22 protein-coding genes are annotated in these 18,428 nt (G+C 70.5%); 14 read left to right on the plus strand and 8 right to left on the minus strand.

Going from position 1 to position 18,428, the window contains the following annotated elements; genetic code table 11:
* Positions 1 to 6: 6 nt before the first annotated feature.
* From BLQ39_RS11070 to cofD, 3 genes are read left to right on the plus strand one after another with little or no spacing between them, the layout of a single operon-like run.
* Positions 7 to 1,065 carry a putative F420-0 ABC transporter permease subunit gene (locus BLQ39_RS11070; protein ID WP_092323996.1) on the plus strand — a complete coding sequence of 353 codons (1,059 nt, stop codon included), beginning with the start codon at positions 7 to 9 and terminating at the stop codon, positions 1,063 to 1,065.
* Positions 1,056 to 1,847, plus strand: a complete 792-nt coding sequence (locus BLQ39_RS11075; protein WP_092323998.1) for an ABC transporter ATP-binding protein — start codon at positions 1,056 to 1,058, stop codon at positions 1,845 to 1,847. The genes BLQ39_RS11070 and BLQ39_RS11075 overlap by 10 nt, the downstream gene beginning before the upstream one ends.
* On the plus strand, positions 1,844 to 2,839 hold the full coding sequence (gene cofD / locus BLQ39_RS11080; protein ID WP_092324000.1) for a 2-phospho-L-lactate transferase: 996 nt from the start codon (positions 1,844 to 1,846) through the stop codon (positions 2,837 to 2,839). Before BLQ39_RS11075 ends, cofD begins: the two co-directional genes overlap by 4 nt.
* A gap of 111 nt (positions 2,840 to 2,950) precedes the next feature.
* Here cofD and cofC read toward each other — a convergent pair whose 3' ends face one another.
* The 3 genes from cofC to BLQ39_RS11095 are packed head-to-tail and all read right to left on the minus strand — an operon-like array spanning position 2,951 to position 5,525.
* Positions 2,951 to 3,649 (minus strand): 2-phospho-L-lactate guanylyltransferase, encoded by a 699-nt coding sequence (gene cofC, locus BLQ39_RS11085; RefSeq protein ID WP_241982948.1) that lies wholly within the window; start codon positions 3,647 to 3,649, stop codon positions 2,951 to 2,953.
* A complete protein-coding gene (gene cofE, locus BLQ39_RS11090; RefSeq protein ID WP_092324003.1) occupies positions 3,646 to 4,521 on the minus strand; it encodes a coenzyme F420-0:L-glutamate ligase in 876 nt (291 codons plus the stop codon). The genes cofC and cofE overlap by 4 nt, the downstream gene beginning before the upstream one ends.
* 2 nt (positions 4,522 to 4,523) lie before the next feature.
* Positions 4,524 to 5,525: a TIGR03557 family F420-dependent LLM class oxidoreductase gene (locus BLQ39_RS11095; RefSeq protein ID WP_092324005.1), complete on the minus strand. Its 1,002-nt coding sequence runs from the start codon at positions 5,523 to 5,525 to the stop codon at positions 4,524 to 4,526.
* A 31-nt stretch (positions 5,526 to 5,556) separates the two neighbouring features.
* Here BLQ39_RS11095 and BLQ39_RS11100 point away from each other — a divergent pair, with 31 nt between their 5' ends.
* A complete protein-coding gene (locus tag BLQ39_RS11100) occupies positions 5,557 to 6,396 on the plus strand; it encodes an exodeoxyribonuclease III (RefSeq protein ID WP_092324006.1) in 840 nt (279 codons plus the stop codon).
* A 113-nt stretch (positions 6,397 to 6,509) separates the two neighbouring features.
* On the opposite strand, the gene BLQ39_RS11105 is transcribed toward BLQ39_RS11100, so the two are convergent.
* The gene (locus BLQ39_RS11105) at positions 6,510 to 7,430 is read right to left on the minus strand and encodes an AEC family transporter (RefSeq protein WP_092324008.1); all 921 of its coding nucleotides are present in this window, start codon (positions 7,428 to 7,430) and stop codon (positions 6,510 to 6,512) included.
* A gap of 104 nt (positions 7,431 to 7,534) precedes the next feature.
* Between BLQ39_RS11105 and BLQ39_RS11110 the strand changes: the two genes are divergently transcribed.
* From BLQ39_RS11110 to BLQ39_RS11125, 4 genes are read left to right on the plus strand one after another with little or no spacing between them, the layout of a single operon-like run.
* Positions 7,535 to 8,350 carry an alpha/beta fold hydrolase gene (locus tag BLQ39_RS11110; RefSeq protein ID WP_092324010.1) on the plus strand — a complete coding sequence of 272 codons (816 nt, stop codon included), beginning with the start codon at positions 7,535 to 7,537 and terminating at the stop codon, positions 8,348 to 8,350.
* 55 nt (positions 8,351 to 8,405) lie between these two features.
* The gene (locus tag BLQ39_RS11115) at positions 8,406 to 8,711 is read left to right on the plus strand and encodes a putative quinol monooxygenase (protein WP_092324011.1); all 306 of its coding nucleotides are present in this window, start codon (positions 8,406 to 8,408) and stop codon (positions 8,709 to 8,711) included.
* Between the two features lie 58 nt (positions 8,712 to 8,769).
* Positions 8,770 to 9,984, plus strand: coding sequence for a low temperature requirement protein A (locus BLQ39_RS11120; RefSeq protein ID WP_166784496.1), 1,215 nt, complete (start codon positions 8,770 to 8,772; stop codon positions 9,982 to 9,984).
* Positions 9,985 to 10,044: 60 nt separating this feature from the next.
* Positions 10,045 to 10,863, plus strand: coding sequence for a helicase HerA domain-containing protein (locus BLQ39_RS11125; protein WP_241982947.1), 819 nt, complete (start codon positions 10,045 to 10,047; stop codon positions 10,861 to 10,863).
* 82 nt (positions 10,864 to 10,945) lie between these two features.
* Here the strand turns inward: BLQ39_RS11125 and BLQ39_RS11130 are convergent, their stop codons facing one another.
* A complete protein-coding gene (locus tag BLQ39_RS11130) occupies positions 10,946 to 11,581 on the minus strand; it encodes a hypothetical protein (protein WP_092324014.1) in 636 nt (211 codons plus the stop codon).
* 167 nt (positions 11,582 to 11,748) lie between these two features.
* Between BLQ39_RS11130 and BLQ39_RS11135 the strand changes: the two genes are divergently transcribed.
* Positions 11,749 to 12,126, plus strand: a complete 378-nt coding sequence (locus BLQ39_RS11135) for a VOC family protein (RefSeq protein WP_092324016.1) — start codon at positions 11,749 to 11,751, stop codon at positions 12,124 to 12,126.
* Between the two features lie 44 nt (positions 12,127 to 12,170).
* Positions 12,171 to 12,773 carry a GNAT family N-acetyltransferase gene (locus BLQ39_RS11140; RefSeq protein ID WP_092324017.1) on the plus strand — a complete coding sequence of 201 codons (603 nt, stop codon included), beginning with the start codon at positions 12,171 to 12,173 and terminating at the stop codon, positions 12,771 to 12,773.
* 28 nt (positions 12,774 to 12,801) lie between these two features.
* Here BLQ39_RS11140 and BLQ39_RS11145 read toward each other — a convergent pair whose 3' ends face one another.
* Entirely contained in the window at positions 12,802 to 13,638 is an 837-nt protein-coding gene (locus BLQ39_RS11145) for an SDR family oxidoreductase (RefSeq protein ID WP_092324018.1), read from the minus strand.
* Between the two features lie 77 nt (positions 13,639 to 13,715).
* On the opposite strand from BLQ39_RS11145, the gene ppk2 reads away from it, so the two are divergent.
* The 3 genes from ppk2 to BLQ39_RS11160 are packed head-to-tail and all read left to right on the plus strand — an operon-like array spanning position 13,716 to position 16,692.
* Positions 13,716 to 14,540: a polyphosphate kinase 2 gene (ppk2, locus tag BLQ39_RS11150; protein ID WP_198417111.1), complete on the plus strand. Its 825-nt coding sequence runs from the start codon at positions 13,716 to 13,718 to the stop codon at positions 14,538 to 14,540.
* A 41-nt stretch (positions 14,541 to 14,581) separates the two neighbouring features.
* Positions 14,582 to 15,571 (plus strand): LLM class F420-dependent oxidoreductase, encoded by a 990-nt coding sequence (locus BLQ39_RS11155; RefSeq protein ID WP_092324021.1) that lies wholly within the window; start codon positions 14,582 to 14,584, stop codon positions 15,569 to 15,571.
* Entirely contained in the window at positions 15,568 to 16,692 is a 1,125-nt protein-coding gene (locus BLQ39_RS11160; protein WP_092324023.1) for a methyltransferase, read from the plus strand. Before BLQ39_RS11155 ends, BLQ39_RS11160 begins: the two co-directional genes overlap by 4 nt.
* Here BLQ39_RS11160 and BLQ39_RS11165 read toward each other — a convergent pair.
* Positions 16,654 to 17,040, minus strand: coding sequence for a DUF1622 domain-containing protein (locus tag BLQ39_RS11165; protein WP_092324024.1), 387 nt, complete (start codon positions 17,038 to 17,040; stop codon positions 16,654 to 16,656). The genes BLQ39_RS11160 and BLQ39_RS11165 overlap by 39 nt on opposite strands.
* 109 nt (positions 17,041 to 17,149) lie before the next feature.
* On the opposite strand from BLQ39_RS11165, the gene BLQ39_RS11170 reads away from it, so the two are divergent.
* The gene (locus tag BLQ39_RS11170) at positions 17,150 to 17,545 is read left to right on the plus strand and encodes a DUF3592 domain-containing protein (protein WP_092324026.1); all 396 of its coding nucleotides are present in this window, start codon (positions 17,150 to 17,152) and stop codon (positions 17,543 to 17,545) included.
* 71 nt (positions 17,546 to 17,616) lie between these two features.
* Here the strand turns inward: BLQ39_RS11170 and BLQ39_RS11175 are convergent, their stop codons facing one another.
* Positions 17,617 to 18,399, minus strand: a complete 783-nt coding sequence (locus BLQ39_RS11175) for a DNA alkylation repair protein (protein ID WP_092324027.1) — start codon at positions 18,397 to 18,399, stop codon at positions 17,617 to 17,619.
* Between the last annotated feature and the right edge of the window lie 29 nt (positions 18,400 to 18,428).

The following is an 18,428-nucleotide window of genomic DNA, read 5'->3' on the forward strand; positions in this document are numbered from 1 at the left end:
CAGCAGATGGCGACCGAGCTGAAGGCGACAAGCACGAGGAGCGGCCGGAGACCACGCGGCCGCTACCTCGGCTGGCTGACCCTGTCGCTCGTCGCCCTCGTGCTCGTCAGCGCATCCGCCGTCGCGGTCGGGCCGGCCGATGTCAGCCTGCCCGACGTGATCGGCAGCATCGCCGGGCACCTCGGCCTGCCCGGCGTCGCCGTGCCGCCGCTCACCGACTCGATCGTCTGGCAGCTGCGCCTGCCGCGGGTGCTGACGGCCGCGGCCGTCGGCGCCGGGCTGGCCCTCAGCGGCGCGGTGATGCAGAGCGTCACCCGGAACCCGCTGGCCGACCCCTATCTGCTCGGCCTCTCCTCCGGCGCGTCGTTCGGCGCGGTCTGCGTGGTCATCCTCGGCGTCTCCTTCGCGCTCCCCGCCGCGGCCTTCCTCGGCGCCCTGGTCGCGCTCGTCGCCACCCTCAGCATCGCCAGGGTTGGCGGCACGATCACCCCCGGCCGCGCGGTGCTGTCCGGCCTGGCGATCGCGCAACTCGCCGCGGCCGCCACCTCCTTCGTGATCTTCTGGTCGGCCAAGGGCGACTCCTACCGCGAAATCCTGAACTGGCTGCTCGGCTCCCTCGCCGGCAGCGACTGGACAAGCGTCGCCATCTCGGCGTCCGCCCTCGTCGTGGTGGGAACCGGCATCGTGCTCGCGGCCACCCGCCTGGACGCGTTCGCGTTCGGCGACACGTCAGCGGCATCCCTCGGCATCGACGTCAACCGAACCCGCTGGGCCCTGCTCGGCGCCGTCGCCCTGCTCACCGGCTCGATGGTGGCCGTCAGCGGCGCGATCGGGTTCGTCGGCCTGATCCTGCCGCACCTCGTGCGCGGCCTGAGCGGGCCGGGACACCGGCGCCTCCTGCCGCTCGTCGCGGTGCTCGGCGCCCTGTTCCTCGTCGTCGCCGACACTCTCGCCCGCATCGTGTTCGACCCGCGCGAGCTGCCGGTGGGCATCATCACGGCGTTCATCGGCGTGCCGGTGTTCATCCTGCTGATCAAGCGCAAGCGGAGCGCCGCATGGGCGTGATCCTGGCGGACGTGTCGTTCGCGATCGACGGCGTGAGCATCCTCGAGGACGTGTCGGCGGTCATCCCGGCGGGCACCGTGACCGGGCTGCTCGGCCCGAACGGGGCCGGCAAATCGACCCTGCTGCGCCTGATCGCGGGCCTGCAGACACCGGATGCCGGCACGGTCCGGCTGGGCGGCACCGTCGTCGCGTCCCTGCCGCGGCGCGAGGCCGCCCGGCGGATCGCCCTGCTCGAGCAGAGCGCGGCGCCGAGCGTGGACCTGTCGGTGCTGGAAGTGGTGCTGCTCGGCCGCATCCCGCACCGCAGCCGGGTGCTCGGCAGCTTCGGCGGTGACGAGGACCGAAGGGTCGCCGAGCACTCCCTGGCGATGGTCGGGGCCGAGGGGCTCACCGATCGGCAGTGGCACACGCTCAGCGGCGGACAGCAGCAGCGCGTGCAGATCGCGCGGGCGCTGGCGCAAAGCCCGAGCCTGCTGCTGCTCGACGAGCCGACCAACCACCTCGACGTGAGCGCCCAGCTCTCGCTGCTCGGCCAGGTGCGCCGCCTCGGGCTCACCTCGGTCATGGCGCTGCACGACCTCAACCTCGCCGCGGCCTACTGCGACCAGATCCTGCTGCTGCACCACGGAAGGCTGGTGGCCTCCGGGACGCCCGAGGAGGTGCTGCGGCCGAGTGTCATCGCGGATGTCTACGGCGTGGACTGCGACATCATCGCGCACCCCCGCGGCGGGCATCCGGTCATCGTCTTCTCTCCGTCCGATGCGCCGGAGGCTGGAGCATGATCGGCAACATCACGGTCCTGGCCGGGGGCATCGGCGGCGCCCGGTTCACCCGCGGGCTGCTGCACCACCTCTCGGCGGCCCGGCCGGAGGCATCCGTCACCGTCGTGGTGAACACCGGCGACGACATGTGGCTGGACGGCCTGCGCATCTGCCCCGACCTCGACACCGTGATGTACACGCTCGGCGGCGGAATCAACGAGGAGCAGGGCTGGGGCCGGCCGGAGGAATCCCGCCGCACCTCGGCCGAGATCGCGGCGTACGGGCGCGGCTGGTCCTGGTTCACGCTCGGCGACCTCGACCTGGCCACCCACATCGTGCGCACCGACCTGCTCCGGAACGGTTCCACGCTAAGCGAGGCGACCGAGGTGCTCTGCCGGCGTTGGCAGCCCGGCGCCCGGCTGCTGCCGATGAGCGACGACCCGGTCGAGACATATGCCCGACTGGCTATGGATGCCGACGAGCACCGGGCGGGCGATCTGATCCACTTCGAGGAGTGGTGGGTGCGCTATCGGGCGGCAGTGCCGGTGACCGAGTTCGTGCCGGTCGGCCTGGCCGCGGCCGGGCCGGCGCCGGGCGTTGTTGACGCCGTCGAGGGCGCAGACCTGGTCATCCTGCCGCCGTCGAACCCGGTCGTGTCGATCGGCACGATCGTCGCCGTTCCGGGGATCGCCGAGGCCCTCCGCGGCACCTCCGCGCGGGTCGTCGGGGTGTCGCCGATCATCGCGGGCGCCGCGGTGCGCGGCATGGCCGACGCCTGCCTGAGCACGATCGGCGTCGAAACCTCGGCTGCGGCGGTGGGCCTGCACTACGGCTCCCGGAAGAGCGGCGGCTTGCTCGATGCCTGGCTCGTCGACGAGACGGATGCCGCGGCCGTGCCCGTGCTCGAGGCCGCCGGCATCCGCTCTGCTGCAGTGCCGCTCTGGATGCGCGACGTGCCCTCCTCGGCCGCGATCGCCGCCGAGGCGCTCGCGATCGCCGCCGCAACGGGCTGAGCGCGCAAGAACTGAACTGAACTGAACTGAACTGAACTGCGGACAAAGTACCTTCCTCGCGCCAACGAAGGTACTTTGTCCGCAACTCAACCATGCAGGCGGCGCGGGGAGTCAGGGTCCGATCTGGCGAGGGGCCTCGGCGGCCACGCCCGGGGCAACCGAGGTGCCGGCCACGAGCGCGCTCGTGTGCACGCCGACCCCGCGCTGCAGCGCCTCGGCGAGGTTGTCGACCGTGTCGACGTCCCGGCGGATCGACGCGGTCGGCGGCAGGCCGAGCGGCACATGGCCGGCCGCCTCGTGCGCGGCACGGGAGCCGAGGCCGAAACGCGGGCTGAACGGCACCCCGGCGAGCGCGAGCAGCGCCGTGGTCCCGGTTCCCTCCTCGTCGGCCACCATCGAGAGCGGATGCGCGGCGGCGAGGCCGAGCGCTGCTTCGACGTCGGCCACGGTGAGCGCGGGAAGGTCGCCCGTCACCACGGCGATCCCGCGGCCGGGGAAGGCCGCTCGGGCGGCATCCGTGCCCTGCCGGATGGCCGCGTTGAGCGGGCCACGCTGGTCGCCCTGGTCGCCCTGGTCGGTCGGGTCAAGCCGCACTTCGGGCACGATCACGGCGCCGAGCTCGGCCAGGCGAGCCGCAATCGCTTCCTCGGCGGTCACCACGAAGACCTGGCCGATCAGTGGCGTGTCCAGGAGTGCCGCCACGGTGTCGAGGGCGAAGGCATCCGCCAGCCCACCGCGGTCGGGCAGATCGCCGAGGCGACTCTTGGCCTCCGGCGTGCCCTTGACCGGAACCACGGCCACCCAGCTCACGCGGGGTCGCTTCCGCACGCACAGGCAGCAGCGCCAGCGGCGCCGGCAGCAGCAGCAGCAGCAGCAGCAGCCTGCCCGGCCGCGAAACCCTCCGCATACGCCTCCGCCGACCCGAGGCGGAACATGTCCTGGTCGCTCGGGCGCAGCAGCCGACTCGCTCCGCGCGCATCCGCCGCGTCGAGTTCGCCGACCAGCCTGCCGAGCCCGCGCACCACGGCCACCGGATTGCCGCTCGTCTTGCCCTTGACCAGGTCGGCCGCCCCGGCGATCTCGTCGGCGACGGCGGCGATCGTGGCGTCGAGGCGCTTGCCGGAGGAATCCTCCGTGCCGCGGAGGTCGTCGAGCACGGCCAGCCCGGCCGCGCCGATCGCGATGTCGGTCTGGCCCTCGCGCCAGGGTCGCCCGACCGTGTCGGTGATCAGCACACCGAGCCACAGCCCGGTGCGCTCCCGCAGCGCCGCGCAGAGCGCCCGCGCCGATGCATCCGGGTCGATCGGAAGCAGCAGCACGGTGCCGTCGGGGGTGTTGCTCGCGTCGACTCCGGCCGCAGCCAGCACGAGTCCCTGCCGGTTCTCGACGATGCGGGTCACCCCTCCCGGATGCTCCCGGGTGGCCACCACGCGCACGGTCTCGTCGGTGATCGCCTGCTCGCGGTCGGCGGCGGCCACCTGCCGGCCCTCGGCCTTGGAGACGATCTTGCTGGTCACGGCCAGGATGTCGCCGCCCCGCAGTAAAGCCCCGGCCGCGCCGAGAATGATCGCCGCGAGGTCGTCGCCGGCCTCGATCTCGCCGATGCCTTCCGGGGCGAACACGGTGAGCGCGCCGGAAGGCACGCCCTCGGGCCCGGCTGCGGGCGCAGCCCTCTCGTTCATCGTTACCGGACGAGCTTCGGCAGCACGTCGCGGCCGAAGACGTCGATCCACTGGCGCTGGTTGCGGCCCACATTGTGCAGGTAGATCCGGTCGAAGCCGAGGTCGACGAACTTCTGGATGTAGGCGCGGTGGTCGTCCGGGTCGGCCGAGATGATCATCCGTCCCTCGAAGTCCTCGGGGCGCACGAGCTTGGCGATCTGCTCGAATTCGAACGGCGAACGGATGTCGCCCTTGGGGAACTTCATCCCGCCGTTCGGCCACTCCACCATGGCGTTGCGCATGGCTTCCTCGTCGGTTTCGGCCCAGCTCATGTGCAGCTGGAGCACCTTGGGCATCGCCGACGGGTCCTTGCCGGCATCCTTCGCGCCCTCGTCGAATTTGCCGAACAGCATCGAGATCTTCTCGAGCGGGGCGCCCACCGTGATCAGGCCGTCGGCGTGGCGGCCGGCGCGTTTGGCCGTGACCGGGCCCGCGGTGGCGATGAGGATCTCGGGGGCTACCTCGGGCATCGTCCAGAGCCGGGTCGACTCGAGCTTGTAGAACTGCCCGGAGTGCTTGACGTCCTTGCCGGCGATCGAGGCCGTGAACAGCTTCGAGATGATCTCGATGGCCTCGAACATGCGGTTGATCCGCTCCGGGGCTTCCGGCCAGTACTGGCCGACGATGTGCTCGTTGAGCGCCTCGCCCGAGCCGAGGCCCAGCCAGTGCCGGCCGGGGTACATCGAGGCGAGGGTGGCGGAGGCCTGGGCGACCATGGCCGGATGCCAGCGGAACGTCGGCGCGGTGACCCCGGGCCCGAGGTCGCCCTTCGTGCGCTCGCCGATTGCCGCGAGCACGCTCCAGACAAACGACGACTCGCCCTGGGCCGGCACCCACGGCTGGAAGTGGTCCGCCGCCATCACACCGCTGAAGCCGTGCTCCTCGGCGTGGGCCGACAGGGCGACAGCCTCCGCGGGGGCGAACTGCTCGAGCATTGCCGCGTAGCCGATCTGCAAATCCGTCATGCAGTCATCCTGCCAGTCATAGGCTGGAACAATGCGCATCGCCACCTGGAACGTCAACTCCATCCGTGCCCGTTCGGCGCGCGTCGTCGACTGGATGGTGCGCGAGGACATCGACGTGCTCGCTATGCAGGAGATCAAGTGCAAGCCCGAGCAATTCCCGGCCCAGGCCTTCGAAGGCGCCGGCTACGAGCTCGCCATCCACGGGCTGAGCCAGTGGAACGGTGTCGCCTTCGCCAGCCGCGAACCGATGACGGATGTCGCCACCAGCTTCCCCGGGATGCCCGGCTTCCTGAAGGGCGAGGAGGGGCCCGGCCTGCCGCTGGAGGCGCGCGCGCTGGGGGTCACGGTCAACGACCTGCGCCTGTGGAGCCTCTACGTGCCGAACGGGCGCACCCTGGACGACCCGCACTACGTCTACAAGCTCGACTGGCTGGCCCGCCTCAAGGAGCACGCGAGCGCCGAGCTCGCCGCCAACCCGCAGCTGGCCCTCGCGCTGATGGGCGACTGGAACGTGGCGCCGCTGGACTCCGACCAGAACGTCCCCGGGCTCGTCCCCGGGTTGTCCACCCACATCTCCGCGCCGGAGCGCGCCGTCTTCCACGCCTTCGAGGCCGCCGGTTTCACCGACGTGGTGCGGCCGCTCGTCCCGGAGGGGGCGTTCACCTACTGGGACTACAAACAGCTCGCTTTTCCGCGCAACGAGGGCATGCGCATCGACTTCATCCTCGGCTCGCCGGCATTCGCCGACCTGGTCACCGGGGCGAGCATCCACCGCAACGAGCGCAAGGGCGACGCCCCGAGCGACCACGTGCCGGTCGCCGTCGAGCTCGCCCTCGAGGACGAGGACGACGACCGCCCGATGATCTTCTAAGACCCCCCCCCCCCCCGCCAACCCTCGCGAAACCGCACTTGTGCGCGTTATGAGGCCCGTTTAGCCTGCACAACTGCAGTCTCGCGAGAGGGAAGGGGAAGGAAGGGGCGGGGTCAGGCGAGGAGGGCCGCGATCAGCAGCAGCGACGGGAGCGATGCGATCGTCGTGACGAGCACCGTGTCCCTCGCGATCACGGTTCCGCGGTTGTACCTCGCCGAGAAGTTGTAGATGTTCTGGGCCGTCGGCAGCGCTGACACCGTCACCACCGCGAACAGCTCCGTTCCGGTCAGGCCGAACGCGAACCGCCCGAGCAAGTACGCGATGACGGGCATCACGCCAACCTTGATCACGGAGGCGACCGCCACCTGCTTGCGCCCGGTTCCCGCCTTCAGCAGGCGCTGGCCGTGCAGCGACATCCCGAAGGCCAGCAGCACCATCGGGATCGCCGCGCCGCCGAGGATCTCCAGCGGCGCCAGGATCGGCTCGGGGACCGTGATCCCGAGGGTGGCGATCAGCACCGCGGCTGCGGAGGCGATGATCATCGGGTTGCGCACCGGCTGGGTCAGGATGGACCGCAGCGACACCCGGCCGCGGGTGGACATGTCGAGGATGGTCAGGGTGAGCGGCGCAAGCACGAGCAGCTGGAGCAGCAGCACCGGGGCGACGTACTGGGCGCTGCCGAGGACATAGATGGCCACCGGCAGGCCGATGTTGTTGGCATTGACGTAGGTCGCCGCGGTCGCCCCGAGCGTGGTCTCGGCCACCGGCGTGCGGAAGAAGACCAGGGACACCGTCACGAACAGCGCCGCGCCCAGCAGGACGCTGCACAGCACGGTCATCAGGAACGGGGAGACGAAGACCCGCACGTCCGCATGCACGAGGACCGTGAACAACAGGGCGGGGGTCGCCACGAAAAACGTGAGCCGATTCAGCACATACCCGGCCCCCGGACCGGCAATCCCGATCCGACCAACCACATAGCCGACCAGGATCACGAACCCGATGATCGCGAACCCGATCAGCACACCACCCATTACCGGGAGTCTACGCGGCGCGCGGCGCGCGGGCGGTCCGGCCGCACTGACCTTCTCGGGGCGTTTCCTTGCGGCGGGCGCAGCCCCGCCCTTACCCTCAGACCATGCCCCACATCGACGTACCAGGCGCATCGCTCTACTACGAAACCGCCGGACACGTGTCCGCGCCCGCCCTGTTCCTGCTCCACGCGGGGATCGCGAACCTGCGGATGTGGGACCCGCAGGTCGAGGCACTGGCCGCGGACCACTTCGTCATCCGATTCGATTCCCGCGGTTTCGGCCAGACCACCTCGGAGGATGTCCAGTTCTCCAACCGCGACGACGCCCGGGCCGTGCTCGACCACCTCGGCATTGCCGCGGCGACCCTCGTCGGATGCTCGCGCGGCGGCTCGATCGCGATCGACGTCGCCGCGGAGACCCCGGAGCGCGTGAGGGGCCTGGTCACGATCGGCTCCGGCCCGAGCGGGTTCCCCGAAGTGGAGCTCACCGACGTCGAGGACGCGGCGTTCGACCTGGTCGACGCGGCGTTCGAGGCGAAGGACTGGCACCGTCTGGCTCGGCTCGAGGTTGCCCTGTGGGCGATCGGGCCCCTGCGCCGGGAGGAGGACCTCGACCCTGAGTTCGTCTCCCTCGCATACGAACTCAACCGCGTCAATGTCGTCCACGCGGAGGAATGCCCCGTCCCCGTCCCCCTCGATCCGCCCGCCTTCGATCGCCTGGTCGACATCGAGGTTCCGGCGCTCGTCACGGTCGGCGCATTCGACATCACCCCGGTGCTCGCGCAGTACGAGTACCTGCTCTCCGCCCTCCCGAACGCGCGCGGGGTCACCTTCCGCGACGCCGCGCACCTGCCCAGCGTTGAGCTGCCGGCGGAATTCGAGCAGGTCCTCCTCGATTGGCTGACCGAAAAGGGCCTGTGACCCCTGGCCTGCCTGATCGCCGGCGAGCGGCGCCCCGGTCGCTAGTCTGGGGCCCGTGATCGAGCTGCATCTGCGCGGACGGGTCGCGGCCGGCCGCCGCGCGGACCTCGTCCGGCTCCTGGCCGAAGCGATCCCGTTCTACGAACGGCCCGGCGGCATCCGCGTGCGTGTGCTGTGGGACCTGGCCAACCCGGACCGGTTCGTCGAGATCATTGAGTACGCGGACCAGGACTCCCATGACCGGGACCAGCTCCGCGTGGAGCCGGACCCTGAGATGATCGCGTACCTGCACCGCTGGCGCGAACTCCTGGCCGGCCCCCCGCAGGTCTCGATGCCGCGAAACCGCAGTTGTGCGCCTTAAACGGGCCGCATAACGCGCACGACTGCGGATTCGCGGGGAGGACGGGCAGAATGGGGGCGTGACCCCAACGACGAAGACCGCGCCCTTCGGGTTCCGCCGCAATCTGCTCCGGCCCGACGACTCCGAGCGCACCGACCGCGTCACCTATATCGAGCTGTTCTTCGACCTGATCTTCATCCTCGCGCTCACCCAGCTCTCCCGGTATCTCTACGAGAACCAGTCCTGGACCGGCGCGCTCGAGTCCGCCATGCTGGTGCTCGCCCTCTGGTGGGTCTGGGTGTTCACGACCTGGGTCACCAACTGGCTCGACCCGGCGCGGCTGCCGGTGCGCGGCGTGATCATCGCCCTCTCGCTCGTCGGCCTCGTGATGAGCACCTCCATCTTCGAGTCGTTCGGCGACCGGGGCATCGTCTTCGCGATCGCCTACGTGAGCCTGCAGCTCGGGCGCACGGTGTTCATGGTGCTCGCGCTCGCCCGGCACGACCGCGCCCTGCACCAGACCTTCCTGCGCATGCTCGCCTGGCTGTCGGTAGCCGCGGTCTTCTGGATTGTCGGCGCCCTGCTGCCGCTCGAGTTCCGTCTCCCGTTCTGGATCGCCGCCCTCGCGATCGAATACCTCTCCGCGAGCCTCGGCTTCCGGGTGCCCGGAGCGGGAAAGGCCGCCGTCGACGACTGGGACCTGTCCGGCCCCCACATCGCCGAGCGCAGCGCCCTCTTCGTGATCATCGCGCTCGGTGAGTCGTTCCTGGTCACGGGGTTCGCCTTCGTCGCCCAGGAGTCCTCACTGCCGGGCGTGCTCGGGATGCTTCTCGCTTTCGTCACCGCGGTGGCGATGTGGTGGCTCTACTTCGACCACGGCGAGAGCGCCGGGAGCAAGGCCATTGCGCGCGCCTCCGCCCCGGGCCGGATCGCGCGTCTCGCGTACACCTACGTGCACGCGATCATCATTGCCGGGATCGTGCTGACCTCGGTCGCCGACAAGGAAATGCTCGAGCATCCGGATGAGGCCATGAGCTGGTCCACGGCCGTCACCGTCGTCGGCGGGCCGGTGCTCTACCTCGTCGGGCTCGTGCTCTTCCGCCGGATCGTCGCCAGGGAGCTGCTCGTCTCGCACCTGACCGGCGTGGCGGCGCTGCTCGTCGTGTTCGCGCTCGCGTTCCAGGTGTCGCCGCTGCTGCTCGGGGCGATGACCACGGCCGTGCTCGTCATCGTCGCCGCTTGGGAGACGATCCTCCGGGTGCGGACAGGCACGGACGAGCCCGAGGCCGGCTGACCCGACTTCGGCCGGGCGGGCCGCCCTTCCGCTTGCCGCGGGGCGGCACTGGCATGCAGCATGGCCACGTCATCCGAAGACGAAGCGAACCACAGTGGGGTGTCGGCCGAGGGCCGCTCCTTCCGTTTCAAGTTCTCGCCCGACGAGGCGTTTCCGCCCGGCAGCTTCGTGACCTTCCGCCAGGCGCCTGATCGAAGCGCCCTCGGCCAGGTGGAGTCCAACTCGGAGCGTCCCGCCGGCCGGGCGGCAGCCTCTGGCCGGATTCTCGGCGTCATCGACGAGGGCGGCCGGCTGGATCCGCTCGCCTCGTCGCCCTTCCGGTCCGCCGAGGTCGCCGCGGCAGGGGAGGAAACGATCGAGCTCCTCCACCGCGCGACGGGTGCGACCCTGGAGGTGGGCTCCCTCACCACAAACCCCGACGTGCCCGCGCGACTGCTGCCGCATCGCTTCAACCGGCACACGTTCTGCTGCGGGCAGAGCGGATCGGGGAAGACCTACGCGCTCGGAGTCGTGCTCGAGCAGCTCCTGGCCCACACCGAACTGCCGTTGGTCATCTTCGATCCCAACGGGGACTTCGTTCGGCTGCCCAATCTGCGCGCCGATGCGCCGGGCGAGGCCGCCGAGCGGCGCAAGTTCGGGCTGTGGCTGCTGCTGTCCACGCAACGCCCGTCCAAGGTCCACCCGAGCATCATTTCGCAGTGCGACAACTCCGTCCTGATGAAGATGAGCTCACCCCTGGATCTGACGGAGCTGGGGGCCGTCTTCGGCTTCGCGCCGGCGCGCTGCTGTCCCGGTCCCCCCGCTTCCGCCAGGGTGAGGCCTTGTTCGCCGGCGGGTTCGTGCCGGCTCCGTGCGTTATGCAGGTCAGAAACCGGCTGACGCACGAGGGCGGCACGGACGTCGGCGTCCCGCTGCGCACGTGATGAACCGCCCACACGACACGCGGATGGCCCGGCCGAGGTTAGAACCCGAAGTCGCCGCCACCGCCGAAGTCGCCAAAGCCGCCGCCACCTCCGAAGTCGCCGCCGCCCGAATCGCCGCCGCCCGAACCGCCCGCAGAGGCATCCGCCCCGGACGCGTCGGCGCTTCCGGCATCACCGCCGGCGTCGGATCCGGACCCTGCGTCAGCTCCGGCATCCGTCGGCATGAACGCGCTCACAATCGCCGACCCGATGACGTACCCGGCAATGGTTCCGAGCATGGAACTGCCCACCATGCCGCCGAAGCTCATCCCGCCCTGGCCCTGGTTGCCGAACGTGCGGGCGAGCGTGCCCGGCTGCTGCAGCTCCGCTCGCGTCGCGGCCTGGGCGAGGGTCGCCGGCTCCGCGTTCGCGGGGCGCTCGCTCGGGTTGACGTTCTCACTGAACTGCCGGAAGAGCAGGTCGCGCTGCTCCGGCGTGAGCTTCGCGAACGCCTCCGTGTGCACCTCCTCGATCGTCTCGGGCGGGGCCGTGCGGAGAAGGTACTGGTAACGCTCGACGGCCATTTCGTCGTCGGTGCGCTGGGGCGCGGCCGCGCTGCGCGGGGCCCTGGGCGGTGCATGCTGCCGTTCCGGCTGCGGCTCTTCGCGGCCCAGGAGGCGATCGAGGAATCCCATGGTGTGCTCCCTTGCTTCGGTGTGCTGCTCCCACGATTCCAGCCCCGGCTGGGTGTGCGCTGAACCCGCGCCCAGAGCGAGACGACGGTGACGGATGCAATGGTTCGAACTACTATCTGCTGCGTGGCGTGGGCTGTCCACGCCGATCAAGAGGGTAGGTGGTCGCGATGAGCGGACGAGTGGTGCACTTCGAAATTCCCGCGGATGACATGGACAGGGCTGCGGAGTTCTACCGCGCGGCATTCGGCTGGGACATCCGCCCGATGCCGGAGATGGACTACGTGATGCTGCTGCCGACACCGATATCCGAAGAGGGAGTGCTGGCGGAGGCCGGGTCCATCAACGGCGGAATGTTCAAGCGAGACGCGAAGCTGGCAAATCCGATCGTGACCATCGATGTCGCCGACATCGATGCGGCCCTCGAGAAGGTCTCAAGCCTGGGCGGATCGACAGCCCTGCCCAAGCAGGTCGTCGGCGAGATGGGCTTCGCGGCTTACTTCACCGACAGCGAGGGCAACCTGATGGGGCTCTGGCAGAACGCCTGAGCGCCCTGCCCGGCCGAGGTCTCCTCGCGGTCTACCTTTGAGCCATGGACTTCACGGCGCTGCCCACACTCACCGGGCAACGGGTCACCCTGGAACCGCTCTCGGCCGATCACGTCGAGGAGCTCAAGGTCGCGGTCGCGGAGGGCGAACTGTGGCGGGCCTGGTACACGGGCATCCCCTCGCCGGACGGGATGGCTGCCGAGGTGGCACGGCGACTGGCGCTCTTCGCGGCCGGGCAGATGCTGCCCTGGGCGATCCGGGACAACGCGCGCGGGACCGTCGTGGGGATGACCACGTTCATGAACATCACCCCGCAGCACCGTCACCTCGAAATCGGCTCCACCTGGCTGGCGCCCAGCGCCCAGCGCACCGGCATCAACACCGAAGCGAAGCTGCTGCTGCTCAGGCACGCCTTCGAGGCGCTCGACTGCATCGCGGTCGAGTTCCGGACCCACTTCCACAACCGGCAGTCCCGCGCCGCGATCATTGCCCTCGGCGCCAAGCAGGACGGGGTGCTGCGCAATCACCAGCTCGGGCGGGACGGGACCCTGCGCGACACCGTCGTCTTCTCGATCATCCAGGGCGAGTGGCCGACGGTGCGGCTCGGGCTCACCGAGCGGCTCACCCGGCACGCATCCGCCCGCTGACTCGGGCGACGCGCGAGAGTGGCCGGTTCTAGCCGCGCCCGACCCACTTGTCCATCGAGCCGTACACGCCGAAGACCCGGCCGGCGACGGAATCCCAGACGGGCAGGGGAAGCACGCCCTTGAGCACCTGGGAGAGTCCGACCGTCCACGGCATCATCAGTGAGGCCTTCCCGGCGAGCATCGAGCGCCACACCCGCTCCACGACATACTCCGGGGTCATCAGGGGCGTGAGGAGGGGACCGCGGGCGCCCTCGAACATCCCGGTCGAGATGTAGCTCGGCGACACCGTGGTGACCTTGACGTTGCCGAAGTCCTGCTGCACCAGCTCGAGGCGAAGCGAGTCGCTCCAGCCGATCAGCGCCGCCTTCGAGGCCGCGTAGACGCTCATCCTCGGGTTCGAGAGCATGCCCGCGGCCGAGGCGATATTCACGATCCGCGCCTCCCGGTAGGAGTTCGCCATCATCGCCGGCAGGAACTCGCGGGTGATGTACATCGGCGCGAGCGCGTTGATCTGCATGGTCTGGCGCGTGTCGTCGCCGTTGTCGTGCTCCCAGAAGTAGGAACCGCGCACGATCCCGGCGTTGTTGATCACGATGTCCGGGTCGCCCACCTCGGTGCGCACGCGCTGGGCGGTCTGCGCGATCGCGCCCAGGTCGGCGATGTCGACGACGTAGCTGGCGATCTGGGTGCCCTCCGCGGCGCGCCCGGACAGGACGGACGCCGTCGCGGTCAGGGCCCCCGCGTCCCGGTCCCAGAGAATCACGGACTTCGCACCCTCGGCGACGGCGCGCTCGGCGTACAGGCGGCCCATGCCCATGGCGGCTCCGGTGATCAGGACGTGGGCTCCGGAAACGGTTCGACTCATGGGTCCATCATCGCAAGAGATCCGCCCCCGCCCCGACGGGGCATGCCATGATTGCGGCGAGGACGAGGAGGCCGACCATGTCAGCCAAGAAGCCGAGGCTCCGCAAAGCGGTCTACTCCGGCGAGCTGCGCCGCCTCCAGACCGAGCTCGTTGCCATGCAGGAGTGGGTACGCGCCTCGGGCGCTCGCATTGTCGTGATCTTCGAGGGCCGGGACGCCGCCGGCAAGGGCTCCGCGATCAAGCGCGTCACCCAGTACCTCAACCCGCGCATCGCCCGGATCATGGCCCTCCCGATGCCCACCGACCGCGAGCGCGGCCAGTGGTATTTCCAGCGCTACATCGAGCACCTGCCCGCGGCGGGCGAGATCGTGCTGATGGACCGATCCTGGTACAACCGCGCCGGCGTCGAACGGGTGATGGGGTACTGCACGGCCGACGAATACCGCCGCTTCCTGCACCAGGCACCGCTGTTCGAGCGGATGCTCGTGGAAGACGGCATCCTGCTGGTCAAGTACTGGTTCTCGGTGTCCGACCGGGAGCAGGAGGCCCGGTTCCGCTCCCGGCTGAACGACCCGATGCGCCGGTGGAAGCTCTCCGAGACCGACCTGCTCTCGATCACGAAATGGGTTGACTACTCCAAGGCCAAGGATGAGATGTTCGTGCACACCGACATTCCCGAGGCGCCGTGGTGGGTGGTGGAAAGCGAAGACAAACTCGCCGCGCGCCTGAACATGATCAGCCACCTGTTGTCGATCGTGCCCTACGAGCACCTCCAGCCGCCGGACGTCACCATTCCGCCGCGCCCGGCGGCCTCCGACTACGAGCGGCCCCCGCGCGAGCAGACCCGGCCGGTGCCCGACTACGCCGCCACGCTGACGCCGCCGAACAAGAACGGGAAGTAGCGCGCGTCCGGGCCCCGCCGCCCGCGGCATAGGCTCGGTGCATGCGATTCGGACTCTTTGTACCCCAGGGCTGGCGTCACGACCTCGTCGGGATCGACCCCGCGGGGCAGTGGGCGGCGATGAGCGGCCTGGCCGCGCACGCCGACGCGGGCGCCTGGGAATCCATCTGGGTGTACGACCACTTCCACACCGTGCCGGTGCCGAGCGAGGAGGCCACCCACGAGGCGTGGACGCTCATGTCGGCGTTCGCGGCGACCACGACGCGCGTGCGCCTGGGGCAGATGTGCACCTGCATCAGCTACCGCAACCCCGCGTACCTGGCCAAGGTCGCCTCCACGATCGACATCATCTCCGGCGGCCGGGTCGAGATGGGGATCGGCGCCGGTTGGTACGAGCACGAGTGGCGCGCCTACGGCTACGGCTTCCCGCGCGCCGGCGAACGCCTCGCCCGCCTCGACGAGGGCGTGCAGATCATGCGCCAGGCCTGGACGACCGGCACGGCCACCCTCGACGGCGAGCACTACCAGGTGGACGGCGCCATTGTGCGGCCGCTGCCGCTGCAGGAGGGCGGCATCCCGATCTGGATCGCCGGCGGCGGCGAGAAGGTCACCCTGCGCATCGCCGCGCAGTACGCGAATTACACCAACTTCGACGGTTCTCCGGAGGGCTTCGAGCGCAAGAGCCGGCTGCTCGAGCAGCACTGCGCGACGGCCGGCACCGACTTCGGCTCGATCACCCGCTCGTCGAACTACAACACGGTCGTCGGACGGGACGAGGCCGAGGTGGCCGAGCGCCTCGACGCGATCCAGGCCCGGGTCACGCCGTACCTGGGCGCCGACGGGGCGGAGAACTTCATGGCCGAGTACCGCGGCGGCAAGGCTCTCTGCGTCGGCACGCCGGAGCAGATCGTGGAGCGCCTGGCCGGGATGAAGGCACGCGGCCTCGGCTACTCGATCCACTACTTCCCCGAGGCCGCCTACGACCGGTCCGGGATCGAGCTGTTCGAACGCGAAGTCATGCCCGCCCTGTGACCGAGATCCGCTGGGAGGAAGCCGGGGAGCAGCGCTCGGCGCTGTGGCGCTCCGAGAGCGGCTGGGAGCCGCCCCGGCGAGTGGTCATCGCCGACGACACGCTGACCGCGGATGTGGCCTACCGCCTGGCGAAATCGGGCACCGGGATGTTGTGGCGAGGGGATTTCCTGGGCGCCCGCCAGCTGCTGCAGGCACTCGGCCGGCGGGTTGACCGCGGGCGGCGCCCGGCCGACAAGGACCTCACCGCCGCCTTCCGGCGCTCACGGAGCGAGGCGCTCACCCGCGCGCAGGTGCTGGGCCTGGTGCTCGTGCCGCTCGAGGCGGACTACACGGTTCCGCTGCGCCGGGCGCCCGACGTGCGCCTGGCCTGCACCGAGACCTACGGGCCGGCCGACGGGCCGTCGGTGACCTCGCTGCGCGAGCTGATCGGTGTGATCGGGGCGCATGAGTGGCGCACGAAGGGCGTGCCGATACCGGCGCTCGGCGCCCGAATCCACCCACACTACGGCGTTTTCTCGCCCATTCGTGGGGAGTACCTCGAGCTGGTGCAGTCCGCTCCGCTTCCCGCCGGCAGCCTGGCCTTCGACATCGGCGTCGGCACCGGCGTGCTTGCGGCCATCCTGGCCCGGCGCGGTGTCGCGCGCGTCGTCGGGACCGACCAGGACCCCCGGGCGCTGGCCTGCGCGCGCGCGAACATCCAGCGCCTGGGTCTGGGCGACCGGGTCGACATCGTCCCGGCCGACCTGTTCCCGCCGGGACGCGCCCCGCTGGTCGTCTGCAACCCGCCCTGGATCCCGGCCGCGGCGGTCACGTCGACCGACTTCGCCGTCTACGACCCCGACAGCCGGATGCTGCGCGGCTTCCTGGCCGGCCTCGCCGACCACCTCGAGCCGGGCGGGGAGGGCTGGCTGATCATCTCCGACATCGCCGAGCTGCTCGGGCTTCGCTCCCGCGCGGAGCTCCTCGGCCTCATCGACGATGCCGGCCTCGAGGTCGTGGAGAGACTCGACACCCGGCCCACGCATCCCCGCGCCGCCGACGCCAGCGACCCGCTGCACGCCGCCCGCTCGAACGAAGTCACCTCACTCTGGCGGCTGCGCGCCAGGCGCGGCGCGGCCTGAGGCCAGGCGCCAGCGCGCCCACGGCCAGACCCCGTCCATTTCGACCTCGAGCGAGAAGCTCAGGAGGATTCGGATCAGCACGATCGCGGCGAGCACCAGCACGCTCTCCACCGTTGTTGTGACGAGGATGGTGCGGATGATGTCCGCCACGATCAGCACTTCCAGGCCGAGCAGGATGGCCCGGCCGAGGTTCCTGCGCAGGCTCTGGTACGCGCGGGCCCTGGTGTCGGCCCGCAGGGCACGCGGCACGGCGACGAGGAAGGCAGCCGCCCCGCCGAACACCATGATGGCGGCGCCGACCGCCTCGACGACCTGCACCAGTGCCGTAATAACCTGCTCGAAGGTCATGGGTCCGCTCTCGCCGTTTCCTGGGACGACGATATCACCGCGCCTCCGGCCAGTATTATCGGCCCATGGACTCCGCGATCGGCGGGCGCCGCAGCAGAGGAGGCCGGGCATGGACGCACATGACATCGCGGGCCTCCTCAGCGAGATCCTGACGCTGGTCGGGCTGCTCGGCGGCGGCGGGCTCTACCTCGCCGGGCTGGCCGTTCGCGACCTGCGCGGGCGCTGGGTGCGCACGGAAGGCGTCATCGCCGGCGCCGGGCCCGGCCCGGTCATCCGGTGGTTCGACCGCACCGGCGAGGTGCACGAGTCGCCGGCGACGACGCAGGAGACCGTTATACTCGAGCCGGGCGATGACGTGCCGGTCTGGTTCCGCGCCCGTTCGCCCTGGCGCTGCCGCACGCACGCTCCGGACCACGACGGCAAGGCCCTGCGCCTGACCGGCCTCGTGCTGCTGGGCGTGGGGATCGCGGCGGCCGTCCTTGGCTTCGTGCTGCTCTTCGTCTAGGCCGCCGGCTCACCCCGTGAGGGGTCGCAAATCGAGCTTCGTTGGCCGATTCAAGGTCGATTTGCGACCCCTCACGCGGGCCGGCGGGGGTACGCCCGGTAGCGGGCGCGAACCTCCGGCTCGAGGTGTTCGGTGGCGTAGCTGAGCGCGGTGCGCGGCATCCGGCCGGCATGCTCGTCGAGGAAGGCCAGCAGAAGGGGGCGGTCGAGCTTGCCGACCTCGCGCAACATCCAGCCGACGGCCTTGTGGATCAGGCTTTCCTGGTCGCCGAGCAGCCGCTCCGCGAGCTCGAGCGTCGTGGTGGCGTCGCCGTGCGCGATGAAGGCGCTACTGGCGAGCATGGCGACCCGCCGCTCCCAGAGGCTGTCGCCGGCGGCGAGGTCGAACAAGACGTCGCGCGGCCGGTCGACGAGGTACTCGCCGAGCAGTGTCGGCGCGGACGCATCCACGAGGTCCCAGTTGTTGACGAGGCCGCGCCGCACGGCAGCCAGGTAGAACTCGGCGAGCCTCGTGCGTGCGACCTCGTCGCGCGTTCGGGCGCGGCTCGCGCGCCGGAACCGGCCGACCAGGATCAGCAGGGCCGCGAGCCGGTGCTCGTGCACCTCGCTGGTGAGGAGCGTCTCGACCTCCCGCAGCCCCAGCCCGGCGAACCGCTTCACGACCAGCCGGATGTCGGGCAGCCGCAGGCCGGCGAAGACGTCGCCCTCGCCATACTGGCCCGGCCCCGTCTGGAAGAAGCGGGCGACCTGGGCGGCGCGGTCGGGGTCAGCGAGCGCGGCGAGCGCGGCGCGCACCGCGGCGGCCGTTGCCGGATCCGTGCTCGCATCGCTGCCGTCGTCCGTAGAATCCGTCATTCCCGCACTCTAACCCGGCGATTTCTTGC

Origin of the sequence: Cryobacterium psychrotolerans (genome assembly GCF_900101115.1) — a bacterium.
Taxonomy (GTDB): domain Bacteria; phylum Actinomycetota; class Actinomycetes; order Actinomycetales; family Microbacteriaceae; genus Cryobacterium; species Cryobacterium psychrotolerans.